Below are 24,496 nucleotides of genomic sequence, written 5' to 3'. Positions count from 1 at the left end.
TCCGCATGGCCGCTGAGCCGCGCCGGCGTTTGCGCTTCACGCCGCTCGCCGGCGGTTGCCTCACGAGCCTGCTTGCGGCCATCGCGCTCTATTTCTACGCCGGACCGCTGTTCGAGACACAGCGCGAACTGTTCTTCGACAGCCTGACGCAATGGGTTCCGGCGCCCCGGTCGCCCGACATCGTCGTCGTCGATATCGACCGGCAGGCCCACCAGTCGCGCCCATCGGGCGAATGGGACCGGACGGCAACCGCCGACCTGCTGTCGCGGCTCGCTCAGGCCGGCGCCAAGGTGATTGCCGTCGATTTCGTCTTCAGCGCCGACTGCAACCGCGACTTCGACGGCAACCCGGCGCTTACCGACGCGCTCTCGAAGACCGCCGTCGTTCTCGGTTTCCTCGTTGCCGATACGGTGCAGGAGCGGCCGCGTCCGGTACCACCGCTGGCGCTCAGCCGCCCCTTCACCGCGCCTGAACTCTGGTTCCTCGACGGCGCCGAGACCTCGTGCCCTGCCTTCATGGATCAGGCGAGCGCGGCGGCCGCCTCGTTTCTCGTCGGCGACGAGGATGCGCGCATACGCCGGGCCCAGGCCTATGCCATCCTCGGCAACGACGCCTATCCGACGCTGGCAATCGAAGCGACGCGGCTGATGCGGGGCGGCGGCACGCCGATCCTCGGTGGCCAGCCGGCCTGGGTGCGCATCGACGGGCAGACGATCTTACTCGACGACACCGGAAGCCTGCGTTTCATCGCCAGCCCGCCGGAACGGCTCAGCGAACGCACGGTTTCGGCGGCCGACGTCTTGTCCGGCAAGGCTTCTGCCGAGCGCTTCGCCGGCAAACTCGTGCTGATCGGCAGCAGCCTGCCGAGCCTCGGAGGCCTCAGGCCGAGCGCCTCCATGCCGCTCGAACCCTCGGTGCAGATCCATGCCGACATCGCCAACGCGGTCCTGACCGGCTTCATCCCGCAGCGCGACGGCCGACTGCCGCTTGCCGAAGCCGCGGCCGCGCTTGTCGCCGGCATCGGCGTCGCCTTTGCCGCCACCCGCCTGCGCCCACTGACATCGGCCGCACTCGGCCTTTCAGCCGTCGCCACCGCCATTGCCGCCGCCGCCCTCATCTACGATGGCAGCGGCTGGCTCATCGATGCCGTCGGCATCTCCGTGGCGCTCGTTGCCGTCCTCGCTGTCACGAGCCTGCTGCAATTTGCCCGGGTGCGGCGCGCCGAAGCCACGGCCCGGCAGAAGTTCTCGCAGTACCTGCCGCAATCGGTCGTCGCCCGTTACATCGACAATCCGGAGCTTGCCCGCGTCGGTGGCGAGGAGCGCCAGGTGACCGCACTCTTCACCGACATCGAGAGCTTTTCCACATTATCGCAACGGCTGAAGCCACGGGACCTCATCGCCCTGCTCGACATCTATTTCGCCGAAGTCAACGCGCTGGTGGCCGATCATGGCGGCATGGTCGACAAGGTGGTGGGCGATGCGGTGCATGCGTTCTTCAACGCGCCTGAGGATCTGCCTCAGCACGTCGACAGGGCCATCGATTGCGCCAGGGCGATCCACGCGCTGACGGAGGAGATGCGCAGGCGCCCGCAGTTCGCCGCCAACGGTTTCGGCCGCACGAGGATCGGGATCGAGACCGGACCGGCCGTCGTCGGCGAAGTCGGCGCCGGCGGCAAGCTCGACTACACGGCCCACGGCGATGCGATCAACCTGGCGGCGCGCCTCCAGGAGGCCAACAAGTTTCTCGGCACGGCGATCTGTATCGGGCCCGCCGCCGCCGCGGAAAGCAAACAGCCGCTACGCCCGCTGGGCAGCCACGAGATCCGCGGCTTTGCGACGATGGAGTTGTTCACGGTGGCTGACTGAGGCGGCGGATCTCACTCCGACTGCACGCGCGGCTTCGCACAACGCCGGTCCGGCGCCAAATCAGCGGGCCAAGCCGACGCTCGCATAGGCTTCCTTGATGCGCGCCTCGCCCCAATCGACCGGCTCGCTCGGGGCATCACCGCGATGATGAAACTCCACCCCCTGCCCCGCAGCGACAATCCGGCTGACACCGCCACGCTCGACCGAGACGCTGCCATGTTCGACGAAGACGGCAAAGGCGGCCCGGCTCGGACCGCAGAAGAACTTGGTGCCCCGCACCCCGATCATGCCGAAAGCGGTGCGCACGGCGACGTCGACCTTGGGAAGGCCTTCCGGCCGATCGAAAACCATGCGGCCGGTTCCGAGTTCGAGCGTGCCGCCCTGCCCGGCGATGAAGCTATCGACAAGCAGGTCGGTTTCAGCGCCCAAGAGCACGCGCGTATCCGAGCCGAGCTGCAAGGTTGCAAAACTCTCGGCGTTCGTGTGCACACGGTCGTTCTCGAAAAGCTGACCGCCAACGGCGAGCGGCCCGTCCTTTTTCTGCTGCCTTAGCCGGACATCGCCGCGGACCTCCGTTGCCTCGCCAAGCGCCGGACTTGCCCGGGAGGGGACGGCACCGCCGCCGACCGCCGTCAGCAACAGGCCGCCGACGACGGCACGCCGGCTCACCAGCATCTTTTGCGTCGGCGCTGCACGGTTTTCCATTGTCTCTCTCCCGTTTGTGCGTTGCCGCCATACGAGGATAGCCCCGACAGGCCCGGATGCAAGCCGGCTCGAAGGCCCGCGCGACGATCTTGCCTCACTTCGCCAGAGCTTCCGCCACCGGGCTGTTCCCGCCGGAACAGCCGAACCCGGCGGGCACGAATAACTTCATCGTCAAGACATGGGAGAGCATCATGGAAAACCGCAGCGCATCCGGCACCCGCATCATCAACGCTGTTTTTCTGGCTGTCGTCAGCCTGCTGGCGGTTGCTGCCATCGCTCTTCCTTCAGCCCGCGCCGCCGACCTTTCCGCCGCCGAAATCTGCGACCGCGAGGCAGGCAGCATCTTCGACCTGCAGCGCAACCAGACCTTCCCGGCGGTTGCCACCGAGGACATCAAGATCGGCGTCGCGCTTTCCGCCTGCCGCGAGGCCTATAACCAGAAGAGTGGCGCGCGCATCGAGTTCCAGCTCGCCCGCGTCCTCGACAAGGCCGGGCAGAAGATCCAGTCGCAGCGCATCCTCGGCGAAGCCGCCGACCATGGCCATGCGCTGGCGATGACCAATTATGCCGTTCTCGTCGGCGAAGAGGGCGACACGGCAACCGAATTCGCGCTGAACCAGAAGGCCGCCGCCGCCGGCAACATCCTTGCCGCCTACAATCTCGGCGTCTCCTATCGCGACGGCATGGGGACCCCGGTCAACGGCGCGCTGGCATTGGAATGGTTCGAGCGGGCCTCGCTTGCCGGCGACGACGTCGCGGCTTTCAACCTTGCGGTCCTCCTGGACGAGGGCAAGCTGGTGCCGGAAGACAATGGCAAGGCCGCCAAGTTCTACCGGCTGGCCGCAGAGCGCGGCAATGTCGATGCCATGGTCAATCTCGGCCTGATGCTCGAGAACGGCGAAGGCATCAAGCAGGACGTCCCGGCGGCACGGGAAATCTTCCGCAAGGCCGCCAATGAAGGCGATGCGTTTGCCGGCCAGAAGCTCGCCGAACTCAGCGTAAGCGATGGGTTTGAGACAGCCATGCTCCCCAAGGCCAGCCGCATCAAGTAACCGAACACGCCTCCCAAGGGCCACGCGGGTCGGAGATCCCATGATCTTCGGCCCGCGTTTTCGTTTGCAAGACAGTGCCGCAAGTCCGGACGGAAACCGCTACACACTTTTCCTGGACTTGGCTTGATACCTCGCAATTCCGAACGGAAAACCGCTTCGCACTTTTCCTGGAATTGCTTTAGCGGATCTCGCCCGCCTGCGGTCCCCAGGTATCGGTCAGCGCGAAGCCGTCGGCGAGCGGATCGAAGGGATCGAGCGCCACCTGATGCAGGCCGAAGGTCCAGCCCCGGCCGGCGATCGTCGGGATGATCGCCTCGCGGCCGGCAACCGTCGTTACGCCTTCGAGGCCGACTTCGAATTCCGAACCGATGATCGAGCGCGACTTCAGTACGTCGCCGACCTTGACCTTGCCGCGCGCATGTAGCGTCGCCAGATTGGCCGAGCTGCCGGTGCCGCAGGGCGAGCGGTCGACGCGGCCCGGCCACATCGTCGTGCAGGTGCGGATCGTGCCGTCGGCCTCGACATCGCGGAACATCACATAGGCGACGCCCTTGATTTCGGGGATCTCGGGATGGACGACCGGGATGGTGCGGTTGACGATATCCTTCAGGATCATGCCAGCTTCGACGATCTCGCGGGCGTTCGCCTTGTCGATCGTGGTGCCGATCTGGCCGACGTCGACGAGGGCATAGAAAATGCCGCCATAGCAGAGATCGAGCTTGATCTTGCCCCACTTCGGCGTGTCGACCTCGACGTCGAGTTCATGCACGAAGGACGGCACCATCGTCAGCTTCACCTTTTCGCAGCGGCCGTCGCGGCAGGTGGCGGTCGCCTTGACGAGGCCGGAGGCGGTGTCGAGCATGACGACGGTCTCCGGTTCCTTCATCTCGATGATGCCGGATTCCAAGAGCGCGGTCGTGACGCAGATCGAGTTCGATCCGGACATGGCGTGCGCCTGATCGGCCTGCAGGATGATGAAGCCGGCATCGGCTTCCGGCCGCTTCGCCGGCACCAGGAGATTGACCGAGCCGATCGAGCCGGAGCGCGGCTCCAGGCACAGGAACCGGCGCAGGCTGTCGTCGACGGTGTTGATATGGTTGAGCTGCTCGGCGATCGAGTTGCCCGGGATCTTCGGCACGCCGCCGATCGCGACCTTGCCGATCTCGCCCTCGCAATGAATGTCCAGCAACTGGATCGTGCGCTTCCACCGCATGCCGTTTCTCCACCTCGCTTGCCATGGCCAAAGCGGCGATCATGGCTGATATATCAGATGCGCCTGCCATAGCGCTTTCCGCAGGCGCCCGCAAGAAAAACCGCCGGACCTGGCCACGTCAGTCGAGCCCAAAGATGCCGCTTGACGCCCGCCCTCAGGCGCGACAGCTTGGGCAGCCGCGACCCAACCCACTGGAACTCCATGACAAAGCTGATCATCTTCACCGACCTGCACATGGTGCCCGAGGGCACGACGATCATCGGCCTTGATCCCCATCAGCGCCTTGCCAACGGCATCGCGCATGTCAACCGCTATCACGCGGATGCCGACCGGGTGATTTTCACCGGCGACCTCACCCACTACGCGGACCGCGGATCCTACGAACGCCTGAAGCGGCTCATCGATCAGCTTCAGCCGCCGGTCGCCATCACGATCGGCAATCATGACCGACGTGACGTGTTCCTCGACGTCTTTGCCGATGCCGGGATCGACGAGAACGGCTTCGTGCAGCAGACGATCGATTTTGCCGACTGCCGCGCCATCCTGCTCGATACGCTGTTCGCCCCACCCTACGACTATCCGACCAGCCATGCGGGCGTGCTTTGCGCCAAGCGCCTCGCCTGGCTCGACCGGCAACTGGCCGAGGCGGCCGACAAGCCGGTGCTCCTCTTCATGCATCATCCGCCGCACAGGACCGGATTTACCGGCATGGACATGATCCGGCTCGCCAACGAGACGGAGTTCTACGACCTCGTCAAACCGCACGGCAACGTTCGCCATATCTTCGCCGGCCATGTGCACCGCACGATCAGCGGCTCCAGCCGAGGCATCCCCTTTTCCGTCTTCAAGAGCCCGGTACACCAGCAGCCGATGCCCTTCGACGCGCCCGACGCTTCGCTGTCGGTCGACGAGCCGGCCGCCTATGGCATTGCCGTCGTGACCGAGGACGGCGTGCTGGTGCACACGGAGGACTACGAGATCGCCCGCCGGGATGCCGCCATCGCCTGAGGGCCATTTCGAACTGTCGGCCTTCATGCTAGTTTGGCGCATGACCGAACCGACCTCCATCGACGAAACCTTCGACTGCCAGAGCTGCGGCGCCTGCTGTGCCTATTCGGCCGACTGGCCGCGCTTCTCGCTGGAGACGGACGAAGAGCTGGACCTGATCCCGGCGGAATACGTGTCCGCCGACCTTGGCGGCATGCGCTGCGAGGACGATCGCTGCCTGGCACTCAGCGGCAAGCTCGGCGCGCACGTCGGCTGCAAGATCTACGCGATCCGGCCGATCGTCTGTCGCACCTGCATGCCGGGCGATGACGAGTGCCTGATGGCCCGCGAGAAGCATTTCGGCAAGGCGGCCTGACACCGGATCATCCGGCAATTTCGCGAACATTCCGCATCCTCTGCGGCACTGTGCGCGCGGAACGGTGAAACATTCCGCCAAAGACAAAATTTGCCGGATGGATACACGGCGGAAGGAAGCGTATTTTCCGCCCACGATCGAGGGCGCGCCGCGCCCTCAAGAACCGCTTCCCGGAGGATAGCGCTCGATGAGCCAGACACCGCTTCACAAGACCACTGCAGAGACCGGCGCGCCGCAGGCTCCCTTCGCCGAATTCGCCCCGCCGGTCCGGCCGCAGAGCACGCTGCGCCAGGCGATTACCGCCGCCTACCGCCGGCCGGAAACCGAAGCGCTGCCGGCGCTCGTCGAAGCGGCAACGCTCGACGCCGCCACCCGCCAGGCCGCTGCCAAGACCGCGCGCAAGCTGATCGAGGCGCTGCGCGCCAAGCACAAGGGTTCCGGCGTCGAGGGACTGGTGCAGGAATACTCGCTTTCGAGCCAGGAAGGCGTGGCGCTGATGTGCCTTGCCGAAGCGCTGCTACGCATTCCCGATACCGCCACACGTGACGCGCTGATCCGCGACAAGATCGCCGACGGCGACTGGAAGTCCCACATCGGTGGCGGCCGCTCCCTGTTCGTCAACGCCGCCACCTGGGGTCTCGTCGTCACCGGCAAGCTGACCTCGACCGTCAACGACCGCAGCCTTTCCGCAGCGCTCACCCGCCTCATCGCCCGTTGCGGCGAGCCCGTGATCCGTCGCGGCGTCGACATGGCTATGCGCATGATGGGCGAGCAGTTCGTCACCGGCGAAACCATCGACGAGGCGCTGCGCCGTTCGCGCGCGCTCGAACAGAAGGGCTTCCGCTATTCCTACGACATGCTCGGCGAAGCGGCGACGACGGCCGCGGACGCGGAGCGCTACTACCGCGACTACGAAACGGCGATCCACGCCATCGGCAAGGCGTCGGCCGGCCGCGGCATCTATGAAGGCCCGGGCATCTCGATCAAGCTTTCGGCGCTGCATCCGCGTTACGCCCGTTCGCAGGCCTCGCGCGTCATGGCCGAACTGTTGCCGAAGGTGAAGGCGCTCGCCGTCGTCGCCAAGAAGTACGATATCGGCCTCAACATCGACGCCGAGGAAGCCGATCGCCTCGAACTCTCGCTCGACCTGCTTGAAGAACTGTGCCTCGACAAGGACCTCGCCGGCTGGGAGGGCATGGGCTTCGTCGTCCAGGCCTATGGCAAGCGCTGCCCCTACGTGCTCGACTTCATCATCGACCTTGCCCGCCGCGCCCAGCGCCGCGTCATGGTCCGCCTCGTCAAGGGCGCCTATTGGGACGCCGAGATCAAGCGCGCGCAGCTCGACGGTCTTGAAGACTTCCCGGTCTATACCCGCAAGATCTACACCGACGTCTCCTACATCGCCTGCGCCAAGAAGCTCCTGGCTGCGACCGACGTGATCTTCCCGCAGTTTGCCACCCACAACGCACAGTCGCTGGCGACCATCTACGAAATCGCCGGCAAGGACTTCAAGGTCGGCAAGTACGAGTTCCAATGCCTTCACGGCATGGGCGAACCGCTCTACGACGAGGTCGTCGGCAAGGGCAATCTCGACCGTCCCTGCCGCATCTACGCGCCCGTCGGTACGCACGAGACGCTGCTTGCCTATCTCGTTCGCCGCCTGCTCGAAAACGGCGCCAACTCCTCCTTCGTCAACCGCATCGCCGACCCGAAGGTTTCCGTCGACGAACTGATCGCCGATCCGGTCGAGATCGTACGCGCCATGCCCGTCGTCGGTGCGCCGCACGACCAGATCGCGCTTCCCGACAATCTCTTCGGCGAAACGCGCCGCAACTCCGCCGGCCTCGACCTCTCCAACGAAGCGGGCCTGACCTCGCTGACCGCAGCACTGCAGGCCAGTGCCGCCGTCGACTGGAAGGCCGTTCCGCAGCTCGCAACCGGCCCCGCCACTGGCGAAACCCGCGCCGTCGTCAACCCCGGCGACCACCGCGACGTGGTCGGCTCGGTCACCGAGGCTTCGGAAGCCGACGCGCGCCAGGCCGCGACGCTTGCCGCCAAGGCCGCCACAAGCTGGGCCGCCGTCTCGCCGGCCGAGCGCGCCGCCTGCCTCGTGCGTGCTGCCGACCTGATGCAGGCGCGCATGTCGACGCTTCTCGGTCTCATTTCGCGCGAAGCCGGCAAGTCGCTGCCGAACGCCATTGCCGAAGTGCGCGAGGCGATCGACTTCCTGCGCTACTACGCCGAACAGACCCGCCGGACGCTCGGCCCGGCCCACAAGGCGCTTGGCCCCATCGTCTGCATCAGCCCGTGGAACTTCCCCTTAGCGATCTTCACCGGCCAGATTGCCGCAGCACTCGTTGCCGGCAACCCGGTGCTGGCAAAGCCCGCTGAAGAAACCCCGCTGATCGCCGCCGAAGGCGTTCGCATCCTGCACGAGGCCGGCATTCCCGCCGACGCGCTGCAGCTGCTTCCGGGCGACGGACGCATCGGTGCGGCCCTGGTGGCAGCGCCCGAAATCGCCGGCGTGATGTTCACCGGCTCGACCGAAGTCGCCCGCCTGATCCAGGCGCAGCTTGCCGACCGGCTGTCGCCGGCCGGCCGGCCGATCCCGCTGATTGCCGAAACCGGTGGCCAGAATGCTATGATCGTCGACAGCTCAGCGCTTGCCGAACAGGTGGTCGGCGACGTCATCGCCTCGGCCTTCGACAGCGCCGGCCAGCGCTGCTCGGCGCTGCGCGTGCTCTGCCTGCAGGAAGATGTTGCCGACCGCACGCTTTCGATGCTGAAGGGTGCGCTGCACGAGCTGAAGATCGGCCGCACGGATCGTCTGTCGGTCGACGTCGGCCCTGTTATCACCGCCGAGGCCAAGGGCATCATCGAAAAGCACATCGACGCCATGCGCGGTCTCGGCCGCAAGGTCGAGCAGATCGGCCTTGCCTCCGGCACCGAACAGGGCACCTTCGTGCCGCCGACGATCATCGAACTCGACAAGCTCTCGGATCTCAAGCGCGAGGTCTTCGGTCCGGTGCTGCACGTCATCCGCTACCGCCGCGATGATCTCGACCGGTTGATCGACGACATCAACGCCACCGGCTACGGCCTCACCTTCGGCCTGCACACGCGCCTCGACGAGACCATCGCCCATGTCACCTCGCGGGTGAAGGCGGGCAATCTCTACGTCAACCGCAACGTCATCGGCGCCGTCGTCGGCGTCCAGCCGTTCGGCGGGCGCGGCCTCTCCGGCACCGGCCCGAAGGCCGGCGGCCCGCTCTATCTCGGCCGCCTCGTCGCCACAGCCCCGGTGCCGCCGCAGCACAGCTCGGTGCACACCGATCCCGTTCTGCTCGACTTTGCCAAGTGGCTCGACGGCAAGGGTGCAAAGACTGAGGCCGAAGCTGCCCGCACCGCCGGCAGCAACTCGGCGCTTGGCCTTGCCTCCGAGCTTCCGGGCCCGGTCGGCGAGCGCAACCTCTATGCGCTGCATCCGCGCGGCCGCGTGCTCCTGGTTCCGGCGACGCAGACCGGTCTCTATCACCAGCTCGGTGCTGCCCTTGCGACCGGCAACACCGTTGTCGTCGATGCGGCTTCCGGTCTGCAGGCATCGCTGAAGGACCTGCCGGCGAGCGTCGCCGCACGCCTCTCCTGGTCGAAGGACTGGGCGGCCGACGGCCCGTTTGCAGGCGCCCTCGTCGAAGGCGACGGCGCCCGGGTGCGTGAGGTCAGCAAGGCGATCGCCGGCCTTCCGGGTCCGCTCGTCCTCGTCCAGGCAGCTTCGAGCGAAGAGATCGGCAAGAACCCCGACGCCTATTGCCTCAACTGGCTGCTCGAGGAGGTCTCGACCTCGATCAACACGGCAGCGGCCGGCGGCAACGCCAGCTTGATGGCGATCGGCTGATCGGTTCCAGAGCTTGCGAGTACCCTCTCCCAGACATGGGAGAGGGTTAAGCTGACTGACCTTCCACCCAAAGGGGCGTCCTCGTCCCTGCACTCGTCGGGGCGTAGCGGCGAAGTGTGTGCCGGTCTCCAGTGTGTCGAGCACACGGCCCAGGCCACAAGCTGCATCCACCGAGACCATGGCGCTTCCCCGCCCGATCCGCTATCAGCACTTGAGAAACGGAAGCAGCCATGTTCACCCTCAAGCGCATCGCAACGGCAACCCAGGACGTCAAGAAGAGCCGGTTTCTGGCCTTTGCCGCGCCGATCGCCGATGAACAGGCGGCCAAGGAATTCCTCGCCTCCCATTCCGACCCCGCGGCCAACCACAATTGCTGGGCATGGCGCATCGGCCAGGCCTATCGCTTCAGCGACGACGGCGAGCCGAGCGGCACGGCCGGCAAGCCGATCCTGGCCGCCATCGACGGCCAGGAACTCGACGGCGTCGCCGTCGTGGTCACGCGCTGGTTCGGCGGCATCCTGCTTGGCAGCGGTGGCCTAGTGCGCGCCTATGGCGGCACCGCGGCGCTGTGCCTGCGGGCAGCGGAAAAGATCGAGATGATCGAGACGGTGCGCGCCACCGTCGCCGTCGATTTTTCCGACATGGCGCTGATCAAGGCACGGCTTCTCGCCCGCAACGTGACCATTGCCGGCGAGAGTTTCACGGACAAGGGCCCGGTCCTCATCGTGGACCTGCGCAAGGATGAAGCCGACGCGATCCTTGCCATGGTCGTCGACCTCAGTCGCGGCAAGGCCGTGGTGTCGCTCGACGACTAACCCCTGGCGCACCGGCGCTCAGGCGCTCAACCTCGTCCGGACTTGCGTTTTTCAATCGGGCTTTTGAAGCGGCTCCGGGAAAAAGGTGTGCGCGGTTCCCTGGTCTCTGTCTCGCTCTAATTTACGCGCTTGAGCCCGTCATACTAGAAGCGCTCCACGCAGCCTATGATCGACCGCGCACAACAGGAGACAGCAGCATGAAGACGAGAGTTCTTGGCAATACCGGCGCAACCATTTCCGAGATCGGCTTCGGCGCCTGGCAGATCGGCGGCTCCTGGGGCGACGTCAGCGAGGCGGACGGCAAGCGGGCGCTCCATGCCGCACTCGATGCGGGCGTCACCTTCGTCGACACCGCCGACGTCTATGGCGACGGCCGTTCCGAAAAGATCATCTCGGCGGTACTGAAGGAGCGCGGCGGCGACAAGCCCTTCGTTGCCACCAAGGCCGGCCGCCGGCTGAGCCCGCATGTGACCGAAGGCTATACCGGCGAAAACATCGAAGCCTTCATCGACCGCAGCCTTTCAAATCTCGGCGTCGAGACGCTCGATCTCGTGCAGCTGCATTGCCCGCCGACCGAGGTCTACTACCGGCCGGAGCTGTTCGGCGCGCTCGACCGGCTCGTCGCCAAGGGCAAGATCCGGCACTACGGCGTCTCGGTCGAAAAGGTCGAGGAAGCACTGAAGGCGATCGAGTATCCCGGCGTTGCGACCGTGCAGATCATCTACAACATCTTCCGCCAGCGTCCGCATGAGCTGTTCTTCGCCGAGGCGCGGAAGAAAAACGTCGGCGTCATCGTGCGCGTGCCGCTCGCCTCCGGCCTGCTTTCCGGCAAGATCGGCGTTGATACCGCCTTTGCCGCCGACGACCACCGCAACTTCAACCGCCACGGCGAAGCCTTCGATGTCGGCGAGACCTTTGCCGGTGTGCCGTTCGAGGCGGCGCTGGAGGCCGTCGAAGAGCTTCGCCCGCTGGTGCCCGAGGGCGCGCCGATGGCGCAGTTCGCGCTCCGCTGGATCCTCGAGCAGCAGGCGGTCTCGGTGGTCATCCCGGGCGCCCGCAACGAGGCGCAGGCGCAATCCAATGCCGCCGCCAGCGCGCTTGGCGCCATCGACGAAGAAACCAAGGCGGCGATTGCCGCGGTTTACGAGCGACTGGTGAAGGTCCATGTTCATCACCGCTGGTAACTGACGCCCCGGCCGAGGGGCGGCCAAGGGAGGCAAAACCATGACCGATCCCTTCGATCTGCAACGATTCGTCACGGCCCAGGACCGCGTCTACGCCGCGGTTCTGGATGAACTGCGGCAAGGGCGCAAGCAGACGCACTGGATGTGGTTCGTCTTCCCGCAGCTTGCAGGCCTTGGCCATTCGGCCATGGCAGAGCGCTATGCGCTGTCGGGGCTTGACGAAGCGTCGGCCTATCTCGTCCACCCGGTGCTTGGCCCGAGGCTCCGGGAGTGCACGGAACTGGTCAACTCGGTTTCGGGAAAATCGGCCCATGACATTTTCTCCAGTCCCGATGACATGAAGTTCCGGTCATCGATGACGCTCTTTGCCGAGGTCGAGAAAGAAGGGAGCCCGTTCGGGGAGGCGCTTGAGCGCTATTTCGCGGGAGAAAGGGATCGGCGCACTATGGACATCCTGGCGCAACGGCGTTGATGCCGGCGTTCGAGCGCTGAGCGAGCGCCTCTGGCCACAGTCAGAGGTTGGGCGTCGAATTGATCAGAAAGAACAGGATCGTGAAGGCGCAAACCGAAAGGCCAGCAACAATCACCAGCAGTTCTTTCATCATGTAGCGATACATCGGCACCTCCTTCCTTCAGCGGCCCTCTCCTCCTTCATATAGGAAGCCGACAGGCCAGTTTTCACACGCCGGCGTCAAAAGATCGTGAAGCCGCTGCAGCTTCCGTGATCGGGTTCGTCATCGCTGCGGCCCGCCGCCGATGCACCGTTCCCGGCGCGTAAATCATTATATGCCAACGTATATTAATGTCTCCTAATCCTTTCGAAGGGTGGCCCAGCGAAGGCTCACACCGGCGCGCGCGACGCAAGTATCACAACCGCAGTTGACGAACGGCCGACCGCTTCCTAAATCTACACCCAACGTCAGGTTTAGATAGGTGGTCGGATTGTCGTCGCTCATGCAGATTGGAGAATTGTCGGAACGGGCCGGCGTCAGCCACCGCACGATCCATTACTATGAGCGGCTGGGGCTGGTGGAGCCGGCCGAGCGCGAAGGGACCGGCTACCGCTACTATGACGAGATCGCCTTGAAACGGCTGGAGAAGATTGCGGCGCTAAAGCGCCTCGGTCTCAGCCTCGACGAGATCGCCGCTGTGATCGACCTCTATTTCGAAGATGCAAGCGGCATCAGGGGCAAGGAGCGGGTGCTGGAAATCCTGCAGGCCCAGCTCGACAAGACGAACACCCAACTTGACGAACTCTCCACATTCAAACGCGATCTGGAAAACAACATAGCCCGCATGCTCGGCCTGATCGCACAGGCGCGGCAAAAGTAGGGACGCATGGACGGACACCGCCATACGTCAAATCTACACCTAACGTCAGGTTCTATTCAGGGTCCGTCGCCTTTCAGCCGCCCTTGTTCGCACTCCGCTTCCGTCGTCGGCGGCGCCAACTTTCAAAGCGCCGCCGCTTGGCCGTCCGCGACCGCGACGCGCCTTTGTGACCACCTTCCCCAACCAGACAAAGGAGCTCTGGACATGCCGCATACACGCTCTCTCGCGGTCCTTGCCGCCCTCGGCCTTGCCGCCGGCACGGCAACCGCAAATATCGCCCTGGCAGAGACGGTGAGGACCGCTGCGACCCGCAGCGGTCAGCCCGCGACCACCACCATCAACGCCTTCATGCCGGCCGGCTATCGCGAGGCGGGTCGTCGGGCCGCCGTCGTCGATGGCAAAGGTGCGGAACTTGTCCGCTACGAGCGGACGGACGGACGCAATGCCGCGCTCGGCGGCGAACATTTCAGCACTGTCGTCGCCGATGATGGCCGTCTCAAGGGCTTCGCCCGGATCGATCTCGACCTCGTCGGCGGCCGATTGCCGACGCGCGAGGAAGCGCAGGCGATCGCCATGGACTTCCTGCGCGAGGCGGCGCCAGACCTTCTGCCGGGGTTGCGGATCAGCTGGATCGACCCGCATGACGAACCGCTGCGGGCGACCCGCAACGGGCGCACCGAAGACCTGACCCTCACGGGCATGAAGGTCAAGATGCGCAATGAGGCCGACGGTCTCTGGATGTGGGTCATCGTCGGCGCGGACCGCAAGGTCATGGTCTTCGAGCGCGACATTCACTGGATCAGCTTTCCCGGCCGCCGCGGAACGGAAAAGTGGCTGCACGACGCCTGGCTTGTAGAGAAGGGCTACAGCGTCGGCCAATCCTGAGGGGCCTATGGAAAAGCGCGCTTGGCGCCGCGGGCGAAAGACACTTGAGGGATAGGAGAGGCGCGTCGCGAAACGCAAGGTCGCGACGCGCAACCAAGATGGGAGATCCGGACGATCCGGATCGAGACATCATCTATGTCTTTGAAAAGAATGGCGCACCCGAAGAGATTCGAACTCCTGACCCCCAGATTCGTAGTCTGGTGCTCTATCCAGCTGAGCTACGGGTGCTTTTGCCTGAAGCGGTCGAACCGCTTGCGTGAGCGGTTCTCTAAAGGGTCCTTTCGGGGATTGCAAGCGCCGTTCTGTAAAAAAATTCATTTTTACGACGATGGCCCGATCCGCTGTGGACAGTCTTCGCCACGACGACGCAGCAACACCCTGGAAAGCAGGGCATTGTCCAGATGGAAGCGGCCATGGAAAAAATATCGCGGATGCCAGACCGCAGCCCCGCCAGCGTCGCTTCGGCAGATTTGCCAGTTCTAATGGCGAAACTTCGAGCGGAAGGCGTCGAGCGGTACCGGCCGGTCGGGCAGCTCGATGCGGAACAGCGTGCCCGGCGTCGGCTTTTCGACGAGCGCGATGGTGCCGCCATGGGCAAGCACCAGCTCGCGCGCAATCGCCAGCCCAAGGCCGGTACCGCCGGAGCGCACCGAGCCGCGGAAGGCGGCGAACAGGTTTTCCCGCGCCTTGGGCGGCATGCCGGGGCCGGTATCGTCCACGGAGATGGTGACGACACTGCCGATGCGCATGGCCGAGACGGCAACGACCCGCGGGCGCCCGTCCTCCGGCTCGTGACTGGTCAGCGCCTGCACGGCGTTGCGGCAGATGTTGTGCACCACCCGGAAAAGCTGCTCGCTGTCGGCATCGACTTCGAGGTCGTCCTGCATCTGGATCTGGAAATCGATGCCGGACTGCGGATCGATCGCCAGCAGCTCGGCAACATCGGAGACCAGCGGCTTCAGCGCGACGAAGCGGCGGTGCGGCTCGGCTTCGGTGGTGCGGCCATAGGAAAGCACTTCGCGGGTGTAGCCGACGGCGCGGTCAATGGTGCGCAGCAGGGTCGGCGCGAAGCGCTTGACCACCGGGTCGTCCACATCGGCGAGGCGGTCGGAAATCAACTGCGCCGAGGACAGGATGTTGCGCATGTCATGGTTGATCTTCGACACGGCGAGCCCGAGTTCCGCCAGGCTCTTCTGCTGCTTCAGCGTCTTTTGCAGCTCGCGCTGCATGCTGGCGAGATGCTGGCCGGCGACGGCGAGTTCGTCCCGGCCTTCAGGCGGCACCAGCACGCGGGCGGGATCGGCCGGATCGTTGGAAAACTCCTGCATGCTCGCCGTCATCCGCCGGATCGGCGCAATCAGCATGCGGTTGATGGCGAGAAAGATCAGCGCCGCGGTGATCAGCGAAATGATCAGCGACAGGACAAAGACGTTGCGCGAATAGACGAGCATCGCCTTGCGCAGGCTCGCGTCCTTCATCAGGAGTTCGATCGTCGCATCGCTTTCGCCGAGCGGCCCGTAGACGCGGATCACCCGGTCGCCGCCAAAGAGCAGCGTATCGAAGGCGTCGCGGATGGCAGCGACGGCGGTCGAGTTCGCAACGTCGTATTCGCCCTGGATTTCGAGCGGCATGTCGGTGAGCGCGATCATGCGCGAGGCATCCTTGCGCCGGATGACGATTGCCTTGGTGCCGGTCGCCATCAGCGTGTCTTTTTGCACGCTGCGCGGCAGCTCGACATTCTGCAGACCGTCGACGACGACGGCGGCAGCGGCCGCCGTGTTCAGCCGGTCCTCAAGCCAACGGATGCGCATGGTCGCAACGGACGGCGCGAAGATCAGCACCTCCGCCAGCATGACGAAGACGATGGTGAGCAGGAGCAGCTTGCCGGAAAGACCCCGGAAGAAGCCCGCACTCGTCTTCAGTGGCTCGCTCGCCGTTGCCGGACGCGTCTCTTCCGCCATGCCTTACAAACTTCCCTGCCCGCCAACCAAAACGCCCGAGGCCGCGCACAAGTGCCCGAGCCAGGGGTCTTTGCGCCAAGGCTCCATAATAGGAGAAGACCGCCTGATTTCCAATCGCGCAGGGGCCGCGCCGGGTGCGACATAGGCGCGGGCACCTTTCCGTCCCGTCCCGTCGATCATGATAAGGAACCGCGTCCCGCCCATCGTTCTCCCCTTGCACCGCCGAAACCATTTCCTCAGGCGCGCGCCAGCCTCGGTTCGGCCTACCTGCACAGAATTGGAACCAATGTAAGTCACCCAGGGAACAGTGCTGCTATGTCTTGGGCAACGCACTGCGGATCACAAAGGCGGCCGGACCCGCTCGGCAAGGTGGTGGCAGGCCTTCGAGACCCGCAAAACAGTAAGCCCGCGGCACCGTTAGGGCACCGCGGGCTCCATTCCCTCAGCGGAGCAAGCCGCCGATCAGAACTCTTCCCAATCGTCCTTCGCGACCGCCGCAGCGGAGCTGCCGCCAAAGGCTCGGGCGACGTTGCCCATCATGCGCCGCGCCGGCGATTCGACCGGGCGGGTGGTTTCGCGCGCAACCGCCACCGGCCTTGCCGCGGTGTTGTCGACCTTGAAGTAGGCGATCAGGCTGGCGAGGTTGTTGGCCTCGCCGGAGAGCTTGTGGGTGGCGGCATTCGCCTCTTCCACCATCGCAGCGTTCTGCTGGGTCACCTGATCCATCTGGTTGACGGCAGTGCTGACTTCGCTGAGGCCCGTCGACTGTTCGCGCGCTGCGGTCGCGATCGAGTGGATGTGGTCGTTGATCTTGAGGACCCGTTCCTCGATCTCGCCGAGCGCCGATCCGGTCTCCTGCACCAGGCGGACACCGGTTGCGACTTCGCTGCCCGACTTCGAGATCAGCGACTTGATGTCCTTGGCAGCACTTGCGGCGCGCTGGGCGAGCTCGCGCACTTCCTGCGCGACGACCGCGAAGCCCTTGCCCGCATCCCCGGCACGGGCCGCCTCGACGCCGGCGTTCAGCGCCAGAAGGTTGGTCTGGAAGGCGATTTCGTCGATCACGTTGGTGATCTGGCCGATTTCGCTCGAAGCCTGCTCGATGCGGCCCATGGCGTCGACGGCGTTGCGCACGACGGCGGCCGACTGCGCCGCACTGTGCTTGGCCTCGTTGACCATGACGGTCGCTTCCTGCGCCCGCTCGGTGGAGCTCTTCACCGCGACGGTGATCTGGTCAAGCGCCGCGGAGGTTTCCTCAAGCGCTGCCGCCTGCTGCTCCGTGCGCTTCGACAGGTCGTCGGCGGCCGAACGAAGCTCGGACGAATTGCCGTTGATCGAGTCGGTGGTCACACGGACCTCGCGCAGCGTCTTCTGCAGCGTGGACAGGGTTTCATTGACGTTCTTCTGCAACTCGGCGAAGGCACCCTGATAGTGGCCGTTCATGCTTTGCGTCAGATCGCCGGCCGCAAGGCTCGCAATCACCCGGCGGGTTTCGGCGATACCGGCGTCGACGCTGCCGACCAGCTCGTTGACGCTGCCGGCAAAGCGGTTGAGATCGTCGTTTTCGTAGTCCTTGCCGATGCGCCTGGTGAAATCGCCGGCAGCAGCCGCTGCCACGACGACGCCGATGCTCGATTGCAGGTCGGCGCTCTTTTCACGCAGCACCGCCTCCTGCGCATTGAGGTCGCGGACGGCCAGGCCGTTCCGCTTGAAGACCTCGACGGCTTCCGCCATTTCGCCGATCTCGTCCTTGCGGCCGACGAAAGGCACGTCGGCTGAAAGATCGCCGCCGGCGAGTTGCTTCATCTTGCCGGTCAACTCAAGGATCGGACGGCTCAGATGGTTGGTGGCGATGTAGAAGGCCGCGCCGATGCCGGCGATGAGGCCGAGGCCGGCGATGGCGAGAATGGTGACGATGACGCCGCGCTCGAAGGTGGCAACGTCAGCCGTCACGACTTCAAGCGTCTTCAGATTGATGTCGACAACGCCGTCGATCTGCTCCTGAAACGCCTTGCGGTTTGCGCGGTTGGCGTCGGTGTTGCCCTGCTCGTTGGCGGCCTGCGGCGAGACCTCCTCGCCAAGCCGGGCGGTCTCGACACGGAAGGTCTTGAACTCCGCAGCCCGCGCCACCAGCGTGTCGAAGGAGGCAATGGTTTCCGCCGGGATCAGCGGGCGCCACTCGGTCATCAGCGTATCGATCTTGTCGAGATTCTTGCGAATACCCTCTGCGAAGGGTTTGGCCTTCTCAATGGTCGGGGCGGCATAGATGCCACGCGATTCCATGACGACCGCGGTCACCAGACGGTTGAGGCGTTCCGCGTAGAAGGCGCGCTTCGCCACGTTCTCGTACTGGTGGAACTTTTCGTTGTATTTGCTGACAGCAACCAGCGACATGCCGGTTACCGCAACCGCCAGCACGCTCATGATGCCGACGATTAGATTGATCTTGCCGCGTATTTTCATCCCGACCTCCACAAGGCCGGAAGACCATCCGATTATCGGACACGCCGCGACCCCATTGCACCGCAGGCACCCTAAAATAGGCGTGGTTAATAAAGGTGATCGCTGCAGGCCGGCATTCTGGGGAGACGGAGTTAGCACTCCATTCACCAATCTCGGCTAGGTGCACCCCTTTGCGATCATGGCCGCCCCATCGTCGCCAAGCGACATTTACGGGGTCTGCGCCGTTTGAATCGCCGTCCGCAATTGACTTTCCGGGAAACTTGCCCTTATAAGCCGCGCACGTCCGGTCAAGCCCTGCCCGAAATGGCGGAGCCATGTCCGATAACGTAAACGCTCCTTGCTACACGCAAACCCAAGAAGGGCCGCACACCGCGGTATTAAATAAATGAAGCGTACCTACCAACCGTCCAAGCTTGTTCGCAAGCGTCGCCACGGCTTCCGTTCGCGTATGGCTACCAAGGGTGGCCAGAAGGTCCTCGCAGCCCGCCGGGCTCGTGGCCGCAAGCGTCTTTCGGCTTAAGCCGAAATTGCCCGAAACCAGTGTCCGGGCACATGACGTCAGATAAAGACAAAACGACTGTCGGGCGGCTGAAAAGCCGTCCGCAGTTTTTGGCCGTTCGGGCAGGAGAAAGCCGCAGAGGCCCCTTGTTTCTCCTCGAGGTGCTCGACCACAACGATCCGGGGGGCGAAGCCCGCGTCGGCTTCACCGTCACCAAAAAACACGGCAATGCCGTCGAGCGGAACCGGATGCGCCGACGCCTGAAAGAGGCGGTGCGGCTATCCGCCGGGTTTGCAATGAAACCCGGACACGACTATGTGATTGTCGCCCGACGCGAACTCCTGAATGCTCCCTTCGACGCCTTGACCCGGGGCCTTCGCGAGCGCATCGAAAACAAGCCGAAACAGAAGCGGCCGCCGGCCGGTTCCAGGAAACTATGATGGAAAAAAACCGCAACTATTTCGTGGCGATTGGCCTGTCCGTGCTGATCCTCATCGCCTGGCAGTTCCTTTACGTCAATCCGAAGATTGAAAAGGAACGCATCGCTGCGGAAGCGCTGCAGGCCCAGCAGGCGCAGTCGCAGTCGGCAACGCCGTCTCAGCAGACGCCGGGCCAGACCCTGCCGGGTGGCGGCACGATCCCGGGCGCCGGCGAAAGCCGCGACCAGGCGATTGGCAAGTCGGCACGCGTTGCGATCGACACGCCGTCGCTTTCCGGCTCCATCAACCTGACCGGCGCTCGCTTCGACGACCTGAAGCTCAAGGAATACCGCGAGACGGTCGATCCGAAGAGCCCGGTCATCACCCTCTTCAGCCCGGCCGAAACGACCGACGGCTACTTCGCCGAACTCGGCTATGTCGGCAGCGAGGCGACCGGCACCGTGCCCGGTCCGCAGACCGTCTGGACACTTTCGGGCGGCGACAAGCTGACCGCGTCGACCCCGGTCACGCTCACCTTCACCAACGAGAAGGGCGTCGTCTTTACCCGCACGATCTCGGTCGACGACCACTACATGTTCCAGGTGGTCGACAGCATCAAGAACGGCGCTGCCGAGCCGCTGACGCTTTCGTCCTATGGCCGCGTGACGCGCTTCAACAAGCCGACGACGCCGAGCGTCTACGTGCTGCATGAAGGCTTCATCGGCGTTATCGGCGACCATGGCCTGCAGGAAGTCGGCTATTCCAAGATCGAGGACGACAAGGCCATCGAGCCGGGCAAGGCGACCGGCGGCTGGCTCGGCATCACCGACAAGTATTGGGCGGCCGCTATCGTTCCGCCGCAGGCGACGCCTTTCGACACCCGCTTCTCGCACTTCACCGACGGCCGCGGCCGCTACCAGAGCGACTACAAGGGCGATGCCGTCACCATCGCGGCTGGGCAGTCGTCCGAGCTCAAGAACCTGGTCTTTGCCGGCGCGAAGGAAGTTCCCGTCGTCGACAACTACGAAGTGGCCTATTCGATCCCCAATTTCGACAAGCTGATCGACTGGGGCTGGTTCTACTTCATCACCAAGCCGATGTTCAAAATGATGGATTTCTTCTTCCGTCTGTTCGGCAACTTCGGCATCGCGATCCTGATCACCACGATCGTCGTCAAGGCCATCTTCTTCCCGCTCGCCAACAAGCAGTACGCATCGATGGCGAACATGAAGAAGGTTCAGCCGAAGATGGAGGAACTGAAGAAGAAGTTCGGCGACGACCGCATGGGCCTGCAGCAGGCCATGATGCAGCTCTACAAGGACGAGAAGATCAATCCGCTCGCCGGCTGCTGGCCGATCCTGATCCAGATTCCGGTGTTCTTCGCACTCTACAAGGTGATCTACATCACCATCGAGATGCGCCATGCGCCGTTCTTCGGCTGGATCCACGACCTTTCGGCGCCCGATCCGACGACGATCGTCAACCTCTTCGGCCTGCTGCCCTTCGACGGTCCGGCCTTCCTGCATCTCGGTGTCTGGCCGATCATCATGGGCGTCACCATGTTCGTGCAGATGCGCATGAACCCGACGCCGCCGGATCCGACCCAGGCGATGCTGTTTACCTGGATGCCTGTCGTCTTCACCTTCATGCTGGCATCGTTCCCCGCTGGCCTCGTGATCTACTGGGCCTGGAACAACACCCTTTCGGTGCTCCAGCAGTCGATCATCATGAAGCGCCAGGGCGTGAAGATCGAGCTCTTCGACAACCTGAAGAGCCTGTTTTCGAAGAAACCCAAACCGGCGGAATGACGCCGGAGGTGAGAACTATCCCAGAGCCCCGGACCACGGTCCGGGGCTTTTTCGTTTCTGCGCCACCGCACGACACGCAATGGCGTTGACGCGGACGCGCGGCGCAGGCATCAGCGCTATTGAATTCTCTGCGCCCTGCTCCAGGACAATCCGCCATGACCGACCCGTCGGCCACCTCTGCCCCGTTACCCGCCAGCGAGAAGCTTGGCGCCCTGCTCGTCTTCGGCTCGGCCTTCTTCTGGAGCTTCGGCGGCGCCATCGCCCGCTTCCTGGATATCTCCGACAGCTGGACCATCGTCTTCTGGCGCTGCCTGTTTGCCGGGCTCTTCCTGCTCGCCTTCATGCTGGTGCGCGACGGACCGCGCGGCACGGTGGCGCTGTTTAAAGGCATGGGCTGGCCGGGCATCGCGGTCGGGCTCTGTTTCACCATCGCCTCGACGTCCTTCATCATCGCCATCTCCTACACGACGATCGCCAATGTCGTGCTGCTCGGCGCCGGCGTGCCGCTGTTTGCGGCACTGATGAGCTGGGTTCTGTTTCGCGAGCGGGTGTCGCGCTTCACCTGGGGTGCCATCACCGCCGTCATCTTCGGCGTCGCGATCATGGTGTCTGAAAGCCTGACGGGCAGCGTATCTCCGGTCGGCGACGCGCTGGCACTGCTGATCCCGGTCGTCTTCGCGCTCGCAACCGTGATCACCCGCCGCTACCCGCATGTGCGCATGACGCCCGCCACCTGCTTCGGCTGCTTTGCCGCCAGCGCCATTGCCGCCAGCCAGTCGTCGGGGCTTTCGGTCACCGGAGGCGAGCTCGCGCTGCTCTTCGTCTTCGGCGCCTTCAACCTCGGGCTTGGCATGGCGCTCTTCGTCACCGGCGCCCGACTGGTGCCTTCGGCGCTCGCCGCCCTGCTCGGCACCGCCGAAACCGTGCTCGGACCGTTCTGGGTCGCGATCATCCACGGCGAGGTGCCAAGCAGCCGGACGATCGTCGGCGGCACCTTCATTCTTCTGGCGCTGCTCGCCTATCTCTTCAACGAGTTCCGGCGAACGCAAGTCATCCCCACACGGCCGGTCCGCACGCCGACGCCTTGACATCCACGGCCAAAACCTTGAAGCCAAGGACTTTCTCGATGAAGGACCGACCGCCGATGGCCGACACCAGACCCAAAGACGACAAGCCGCTGTTCGGCCGGCCGTGGATTTTCATTCGCGGCGTGCCCGCCATGAAGTTCCTGCCGCCGGAAGGTCCGGCCGAGATTGCCTTTGCCGGTCGTTCCAACGTCGGCAAGTCGTCGCTGATCAACGCGCTGGTCGGCCACAAGGGTCTGGCAAGAACCTCCAATACCCCGGGTCGGACACAGGAGCTCAACTACTTCGTGCCCGATGGCTATTCCGGCGAAGGGGATGACCTGCCGCCGATGGCGCTCGTCGACATGCCCGGCTACGGCTATGCTCAGGCGCCGAAGGAGCAGGTCGATGCCTGGACGAAGCTCGTCTTCGACTACCTGCGCGGCCGCTCGACGCTGAAGCGCGTCTATGTGCTGATCGACAGCCGCCACGGCATCAAGAAGAACGACGACGAGGTCTTCGACCTGCTCGACAAGGCAGCCGTCTCCTATCAGCTGGTGCTGACCAAGACGGACAAGATCAAGGCCGCAGGCGTGCCGCGGCTGGTCGCCGAGACGCTCGAGAAAATCAAGAAGCACCCCGCAGCCTACCCGGAGGTCCTTTCGACCTCCTCCGAAAAGGGCGAAGGTCTCGAGGATCTGCGAGCGGCGATCGTCACGGCGATCACCCGTTAGCCCCACAAGGCTGCGGCCGGGGTGGCCCGAGGGTCATCGCGAACCCCATGTCTTTGATCTCTGTCACTACCCCGACATGCAATCCGCTCTATCTCTGCCTTGCGTCCAGATCGGTGGCGCGGCCAGAGATAGGAGTGAGACATGTCCGATTTGATCGTTGTCGGGTTCGATTCCCCCGAGGAAGCTGACAGGGTTCTGGTCCGGCTCGCCGGGCTGAAGAAGGAATATCTGATCGACCTCGAGGATGCGGTGGTCGTCGTGCGCGACACCGAAGGCAAGGTCCATCTCAAGCAGAGCCTCAACCTGACCGCCGTTGGCGCCACCTCCGGCCTGCTCTCCGGCTCGCTCTGGGGCGGCCTGGTCGGCCTTCTGTTCCTCAATCCGCTGGCAGGCTTTGCGATCGGCGGCGCGCTCGGCGCGGGTGCCGGCGCCCTCTCCGGCTCGCTCAGCGATTACGGTATCGACGACGAATTCATCAAGTCGCTCGGCAACACCATCCCGAACAATTCCTCGGCCCTGTTCATCCTGGTGCGCAAGGTACAGCCGGAAAAGGTTCTCGCCGAATTCCCCGACCTGCGCGGCCGCGTGCTGAAGACGTCGCTTTCCCCCGAACAGGAACAAAAGCTGCAGGCGGCACTCTCTGGCGCAAGCGCGGCTTCTCCGCCAGCCGGCTCGTTCTAGCTGGATTTGCCCGCCGGCACGAAGGCGAGCGCCAGGCCATTGATGCAATGGCGCTTGCCGGTCGGCGGCGGGCCATCGTCGAAGATGTGACCGAGGTGACCGCCGCAACGGCGGCAATGGCATTCGGTACGGCTCATGGACAGCGACGTGTCGTTGCGTGTCGCCACGGCATTGGGGAGCGATCGCCAGAAGCTGGGCCAGCCCGTGCCGCTGTCATATTTCGCCTCGGACGAATAGAGCGGCAGTGCACAGCCGGCGCATTGGAAGGTACCCTTGCGCTTCTCGTGGTTGAGCGCACTGGTAAAGGGGCGCTCCGTATCCTCGTGCCTGAGGATGCGGTATTGATCGGCGGTGAGCATCGCGCGCCATTCGGCATCGGATTTAACAACCTCGAAGGTCTCCGTTCCCGCTGCCCGTGCAAGCGGCGTCAGGCCGCGCAACGCGAAGGCTGCGGCCAATGCCGTGCCTGCCATTCATGCCAACCTCCCATCGGCTTCGGGCCACCTTGAAAAGATAACGGCGGGACGCGGCCACGGCAAAACAATGCCGATCAAA

The 24,496-nt window shown here is 64.5% G+C and carries 21 protein-coding genes, 1 tRNA gene and 1 pseudogene; 17 read left to right on the top strand and 6 right to left on the bottom strand.

What is annotated here, in order from left to right; translation table 11 throughout:
* Nucleotides 1–5 precede the first annotated feature (5 nt).
* Nucleotides 6–1,868: a CHASE2 domain-containing protein gene (locus C1A35_RS02155; RefSeq protein WP_104662709.1), complete on the top strand. Its 1,863-nt coding sequence runs from the start codon at nucleotides 6–8 to the stop codon at nucleotides 1,866–1,868.
* Nucleotides 1,869–1,928: 60 nt separating this feature from the next.
* Here C1A35_RS02155 and C1A35_RS02150 read toward each other — a convergent pair whose 3' ends face one another.
* Entirely contained in the window at nucleotides 1,929–2,573 is a 645-nt protein-coding gene (locus tag C1A35_RS02150; protein ID WP_104662708.1) for a FecR family protein, read from the bottom strand.
* Between the two features lie 191 nt (nucleotides 2,574–2,764).
* Between C1A35_RS02150 and C1A35_RS37185 the strand changes: the two are divergent.
* Nucleotides 2,765–3,310 (top strand): annotated as a pseudogene (locus C1A35_RS37185) (sel1 repeat family protein); the annotation flags it as partial.
* Nucleotides 3,287–3,625 carry a tetratricopeptide repeat protein gene (locus C1A35_RS37180; RefSeq protein WP_337441988.1) on the top strand — a complete coding sequence of 113 codons (339 nt, stop codon included), beginning with the start codon at nucleotides 3,287–3,289 and terminating at the stop codon, nucleotides 3,623–3,625. The pseudogene C1A35_RS37185 and the gene C1A35_RS37180, both read left to right, overlap by 24 nt.
* Before the next feature lie 178 nt (nucleotides 3,626–3,803).
* Here the strand turns inward: C1A35_RS37180 and C1A35_RS02135 are convergent, their stop codons facing one another.
* The gene (locus C1A35_RS02135) at nucleotides 3,804–4,838 is read right to left on the bottom strand and encodes a proline racemase family protein (protein ID WP_104662706.1); all 1,035 of its coding nucleotides are present in this window, start codon (nucleotides 4,836–4,838) and stop codon (nucleotides 3,804–3,806) included.
* Between the two features lie 201 nt (nucleotides 4,839–5,039).
* Between C1A35_RS02135 and spdA the strand changes: the two genes are divergently transcribed.
* From spdA to C1A35_RS02095, 8 genes are all read left to right on the top strand, one after another.
* Nucleotides 5,040–5,846, top strand: coding sequence for a 2', 3'cyclic nucleotide phosphodiesterase SpdA (gene spdA / locus C1A35_RS02130; RefSeq protein WP_104662705.1), 807 nt, complete (start codon nucleotides 5,040–5,042; stop codon nucleotides 5,844–5,846).
* Nucleotides 5,847–5,886: 40 nt separating this feature from the next.
* On the top strand, nucleotides 5,887–6,201 hold the full coding sequence (locus C1A35_RS02125) for a YkgJ family cysteine cluster protein (protein WP_104662915.1): 315 nt from the start codon (nucleotides 5,887–5,889) through the stop codon (nucleotides 6,199–6,201).
* 187 nt (nucleotides 6,202–6,388) lie between these two features.
* Nucleotides 6,389–10,096, top strand: coding sequence for a trifunctional transcriptional regulator/proline dehydrogenase/L-glutamate gamma-semialdehyde dehydrogenase (putA, locus tag C1A35_RS02120; protein WP_104662704.1), 3,708 nt, complete (start codon nucleotides 6,389–6,391; stop codon nucleotides 10,094–10,096).
* Between the two features lie 230 nt (nucleotides 10,097–10,326).
* On the top strand, nucleotides 10,327–10,911 hold the full coding sequence (locus C1A35_RS02115; RefSeq protein WP_104662703.1) for an IMPACT family protein: 585 nt from the start codon (nucleotides 10,327–10,329) through the stop codon (nucleotides 10,909–10,911).
* Nucleotides 10,912–11,108: 197 nt separating this feature from the next.
* Nucleotides 11,109–12,095 carry an aldo/keto reductase gene (locus tag C1A35_RS02110; protein ID WP_104662702.1) on the top strand — a complete coding sequence of 329 codons (987 nt, stop codon included), beginning with the start codon at nucleotides 11,109–11,111 and terminating at the stop codon, nucleotides 12,093–12,095.
* Between the two features lie 40 nt (nucleotides 12,096–12,135).
* Nucleotides 12,136–12,567, top strand: a complete 432-nt coding sequence (locus tag C1A35_RS02105) for a DUF1810 domain-containing protein (protein ID WP_104662701.1) — start codon at nucleotides 12,136–12,138, stop codon at nucleotides 12,565–12,567.
* Between the two features lie 482 nt (nucleotides 12,568–13,049).
* Nucleotides 13,050–13,427 (top strand): MerR family transcriptional regulator, encoded by a 378-nt coding sequence (locus C1A35_RS02100; protein WP_104662700.1) that lies wholly within the window; start codon nucleotides 13,050–13,052, stop codon nucleotides 13,425–13,427.
* Nucleotides 13,428–13,631: 204 nt separating this feature from the next.
* Nucleotides 13,632–14,312 (top strand): hypothetical protein, encoded by a 681-nt coding sequence (locus C1A35_RS02095; RefSeq protein ID WP_199772836.1) that lies wholly within the window; start codon nucleotides 13,632–13,634, stop codon nucleotides 14,310–14,312.
* Nucleotides 14,313–14,463: 151 nt separating this feature from the next.
* Here the strand turns inward: C1A35_RS02095 and C1A35_RS02090 are convergent.
* The 3 genes from C1A35_RS02090 to C1A35_RS02075 form a co-directional block, all read right to left on the bottom strand.
* Nucleotides 14,464–14,540: transfer RNA gene (locus tag C1A35_RS02090), tRNA-Arg, on the bottom strand.
* A 251-nt stretch (nucleotides 14,541–14,791) separates the two neighbouring features.
* Nucleotides 14,792–16,273 carry a sensor histidine kinase gene (locus tag C1A35_RS02085; protein WP_104662699.1) on the bottom strand — a complete coding sequence of 494 codons (1,482 nt, stop codon included), beginning with the start codon at nucleotides 16,271–16,273 and terminating at the stop codon, nucleotides 14,792–14,794.
* A gap of 462 nt (nucleotides 16,274–16,735) precedes the next feature.
* Nucleotides 16,736–18,736: a methyl-accepting chemotaxis protein gene (locus C1A35_RS02075; RefSeq protein WP_104662697.1), complete on the bottom strand. Its 2,001-nt coding sequence runs from the start codon at nucleotides 18,734–18,736 to the stop codon at nucleotides 16,736–16,738.
* 385 nt (nucleotides 18,737–19,121) lie between these two features.
* On the opposite strand from C1A35_RS02075, the gene rpmH reads away from it, so the two are divergent.
* From rpmH to C1A35_RS02045, 6 genes are all read left to right on the top strand, one after another.
* Nucleotides 19,122–19,256, top strand: coding sequence for a 50S ribosomal protein L34 (gene rpmH / locus C1A35_RS02070; protein ID WP_077962533.1), 135 nt, complete (start codon nucleotides 19,122–19,124; stop codon nucleotides 19,254–19,256).
* 20 nt (nucleotides 19,257–19,276) lie between these two features.
* Nucleotides 19,277–19,675 (top strand): ribonuclease P protein component, encoded by a 399-nt coding sequence (gene rnpA / locus C1A35_RS02065; protein ID WP_199772835.1) that lies wholly within the window; start codon nucleotides 19,277–19,279, stop codon nucleotides 19,673–19,675.
* The gene (yidC, locus tag C1A35_RS02060; RefSeq protein ID WP_199772846.1) at nucleotides 19,675–21,462 is read left to right on the top strand and encodes a membrane protein insertase YidC; all 1,788 of its coding nucleotides are present in this window, start codon (nucleotides 19,675–19,677) and stop codon (nucleotides 21,460–21,462) included. The genes rnpA and yidC overlap by 1 nt, the downstream gene beginning before the upstream one ends.
* Before the next feature lie 155 nt (nucleotides 21,463–21,617).
* Complete coding sequence (locus tag C1A35_RS02055) at nucleotides 21,618–22,550, top strand: DMT family transporter (protein WP_104662694.1); 933 nt, start codon at nucleotides 21,618–21,620, stop codon at nucleotides 22,548–22,550.
* Between the two features lie 56 nt (nucleotides 22,551–22,606).
* The gene (gene yihA / locus C1A35_RS02050; protein WP_104662913.1) at nucleotides 22,607–23,260 is read left to right on the top strand and encodes a ribosome biogenesis GTP-binding protein YihA/YsxC; all 654 of its coding nucleotides are present in this window, start codon (nucleotides 22,607–22,609) and stop codon (nucleotides 23,258–23,260) included.
* A gap of 141 nt (nucleotides 23,261–23,401) precedes the next feature.
* Nucleotides 23,402–23,941, top strand: coding sequence for a DUF1269 domain-containing protein (locus C1A35_RS02045; RefSeq protein ID WP_077962537.1), 540 nt, complete (start codon nucleotides 23,402–23,404; stop codon nucleotides 23,939–23,941).
* On the opposite strand, the gene msrB is transcribed toward C1A35_RS02045, so the two are convergent.
* Nucleotides 23,938–24,414: a peptide-methionine (R)-S-oxide reductase MsrB gene (gene msrB / locus C1A35_RS02040; protein ID WP_104662693.1), complete on the bottom strand. Its 477-nt coding sequence runs from the start codon at nucleotides 24,412–24,414 to the stop codon at nucleotides 23,938–23,940. The genes C1A35_RS02045 and msrB overlap by 4 nt on opposite strands.
* Between the last annotated feature and the right edge of the window lie 82 nt (nucleotides 24,415–24,496).

This window comes from Ensifer adhaerens, assembly GCF_002940685.1.
Classification (GTDB): Bacteria; Pseudomonadota; Alphaproteobacteria; order Rhizobiales; family Rhizobiaceae; genus Ensifer; species Ensifer adhaerens_E.
Note: the sequence above shows the minus strand (reverse complement) of the source record. Positions and strands in the feature narration are given on the sequence as shown.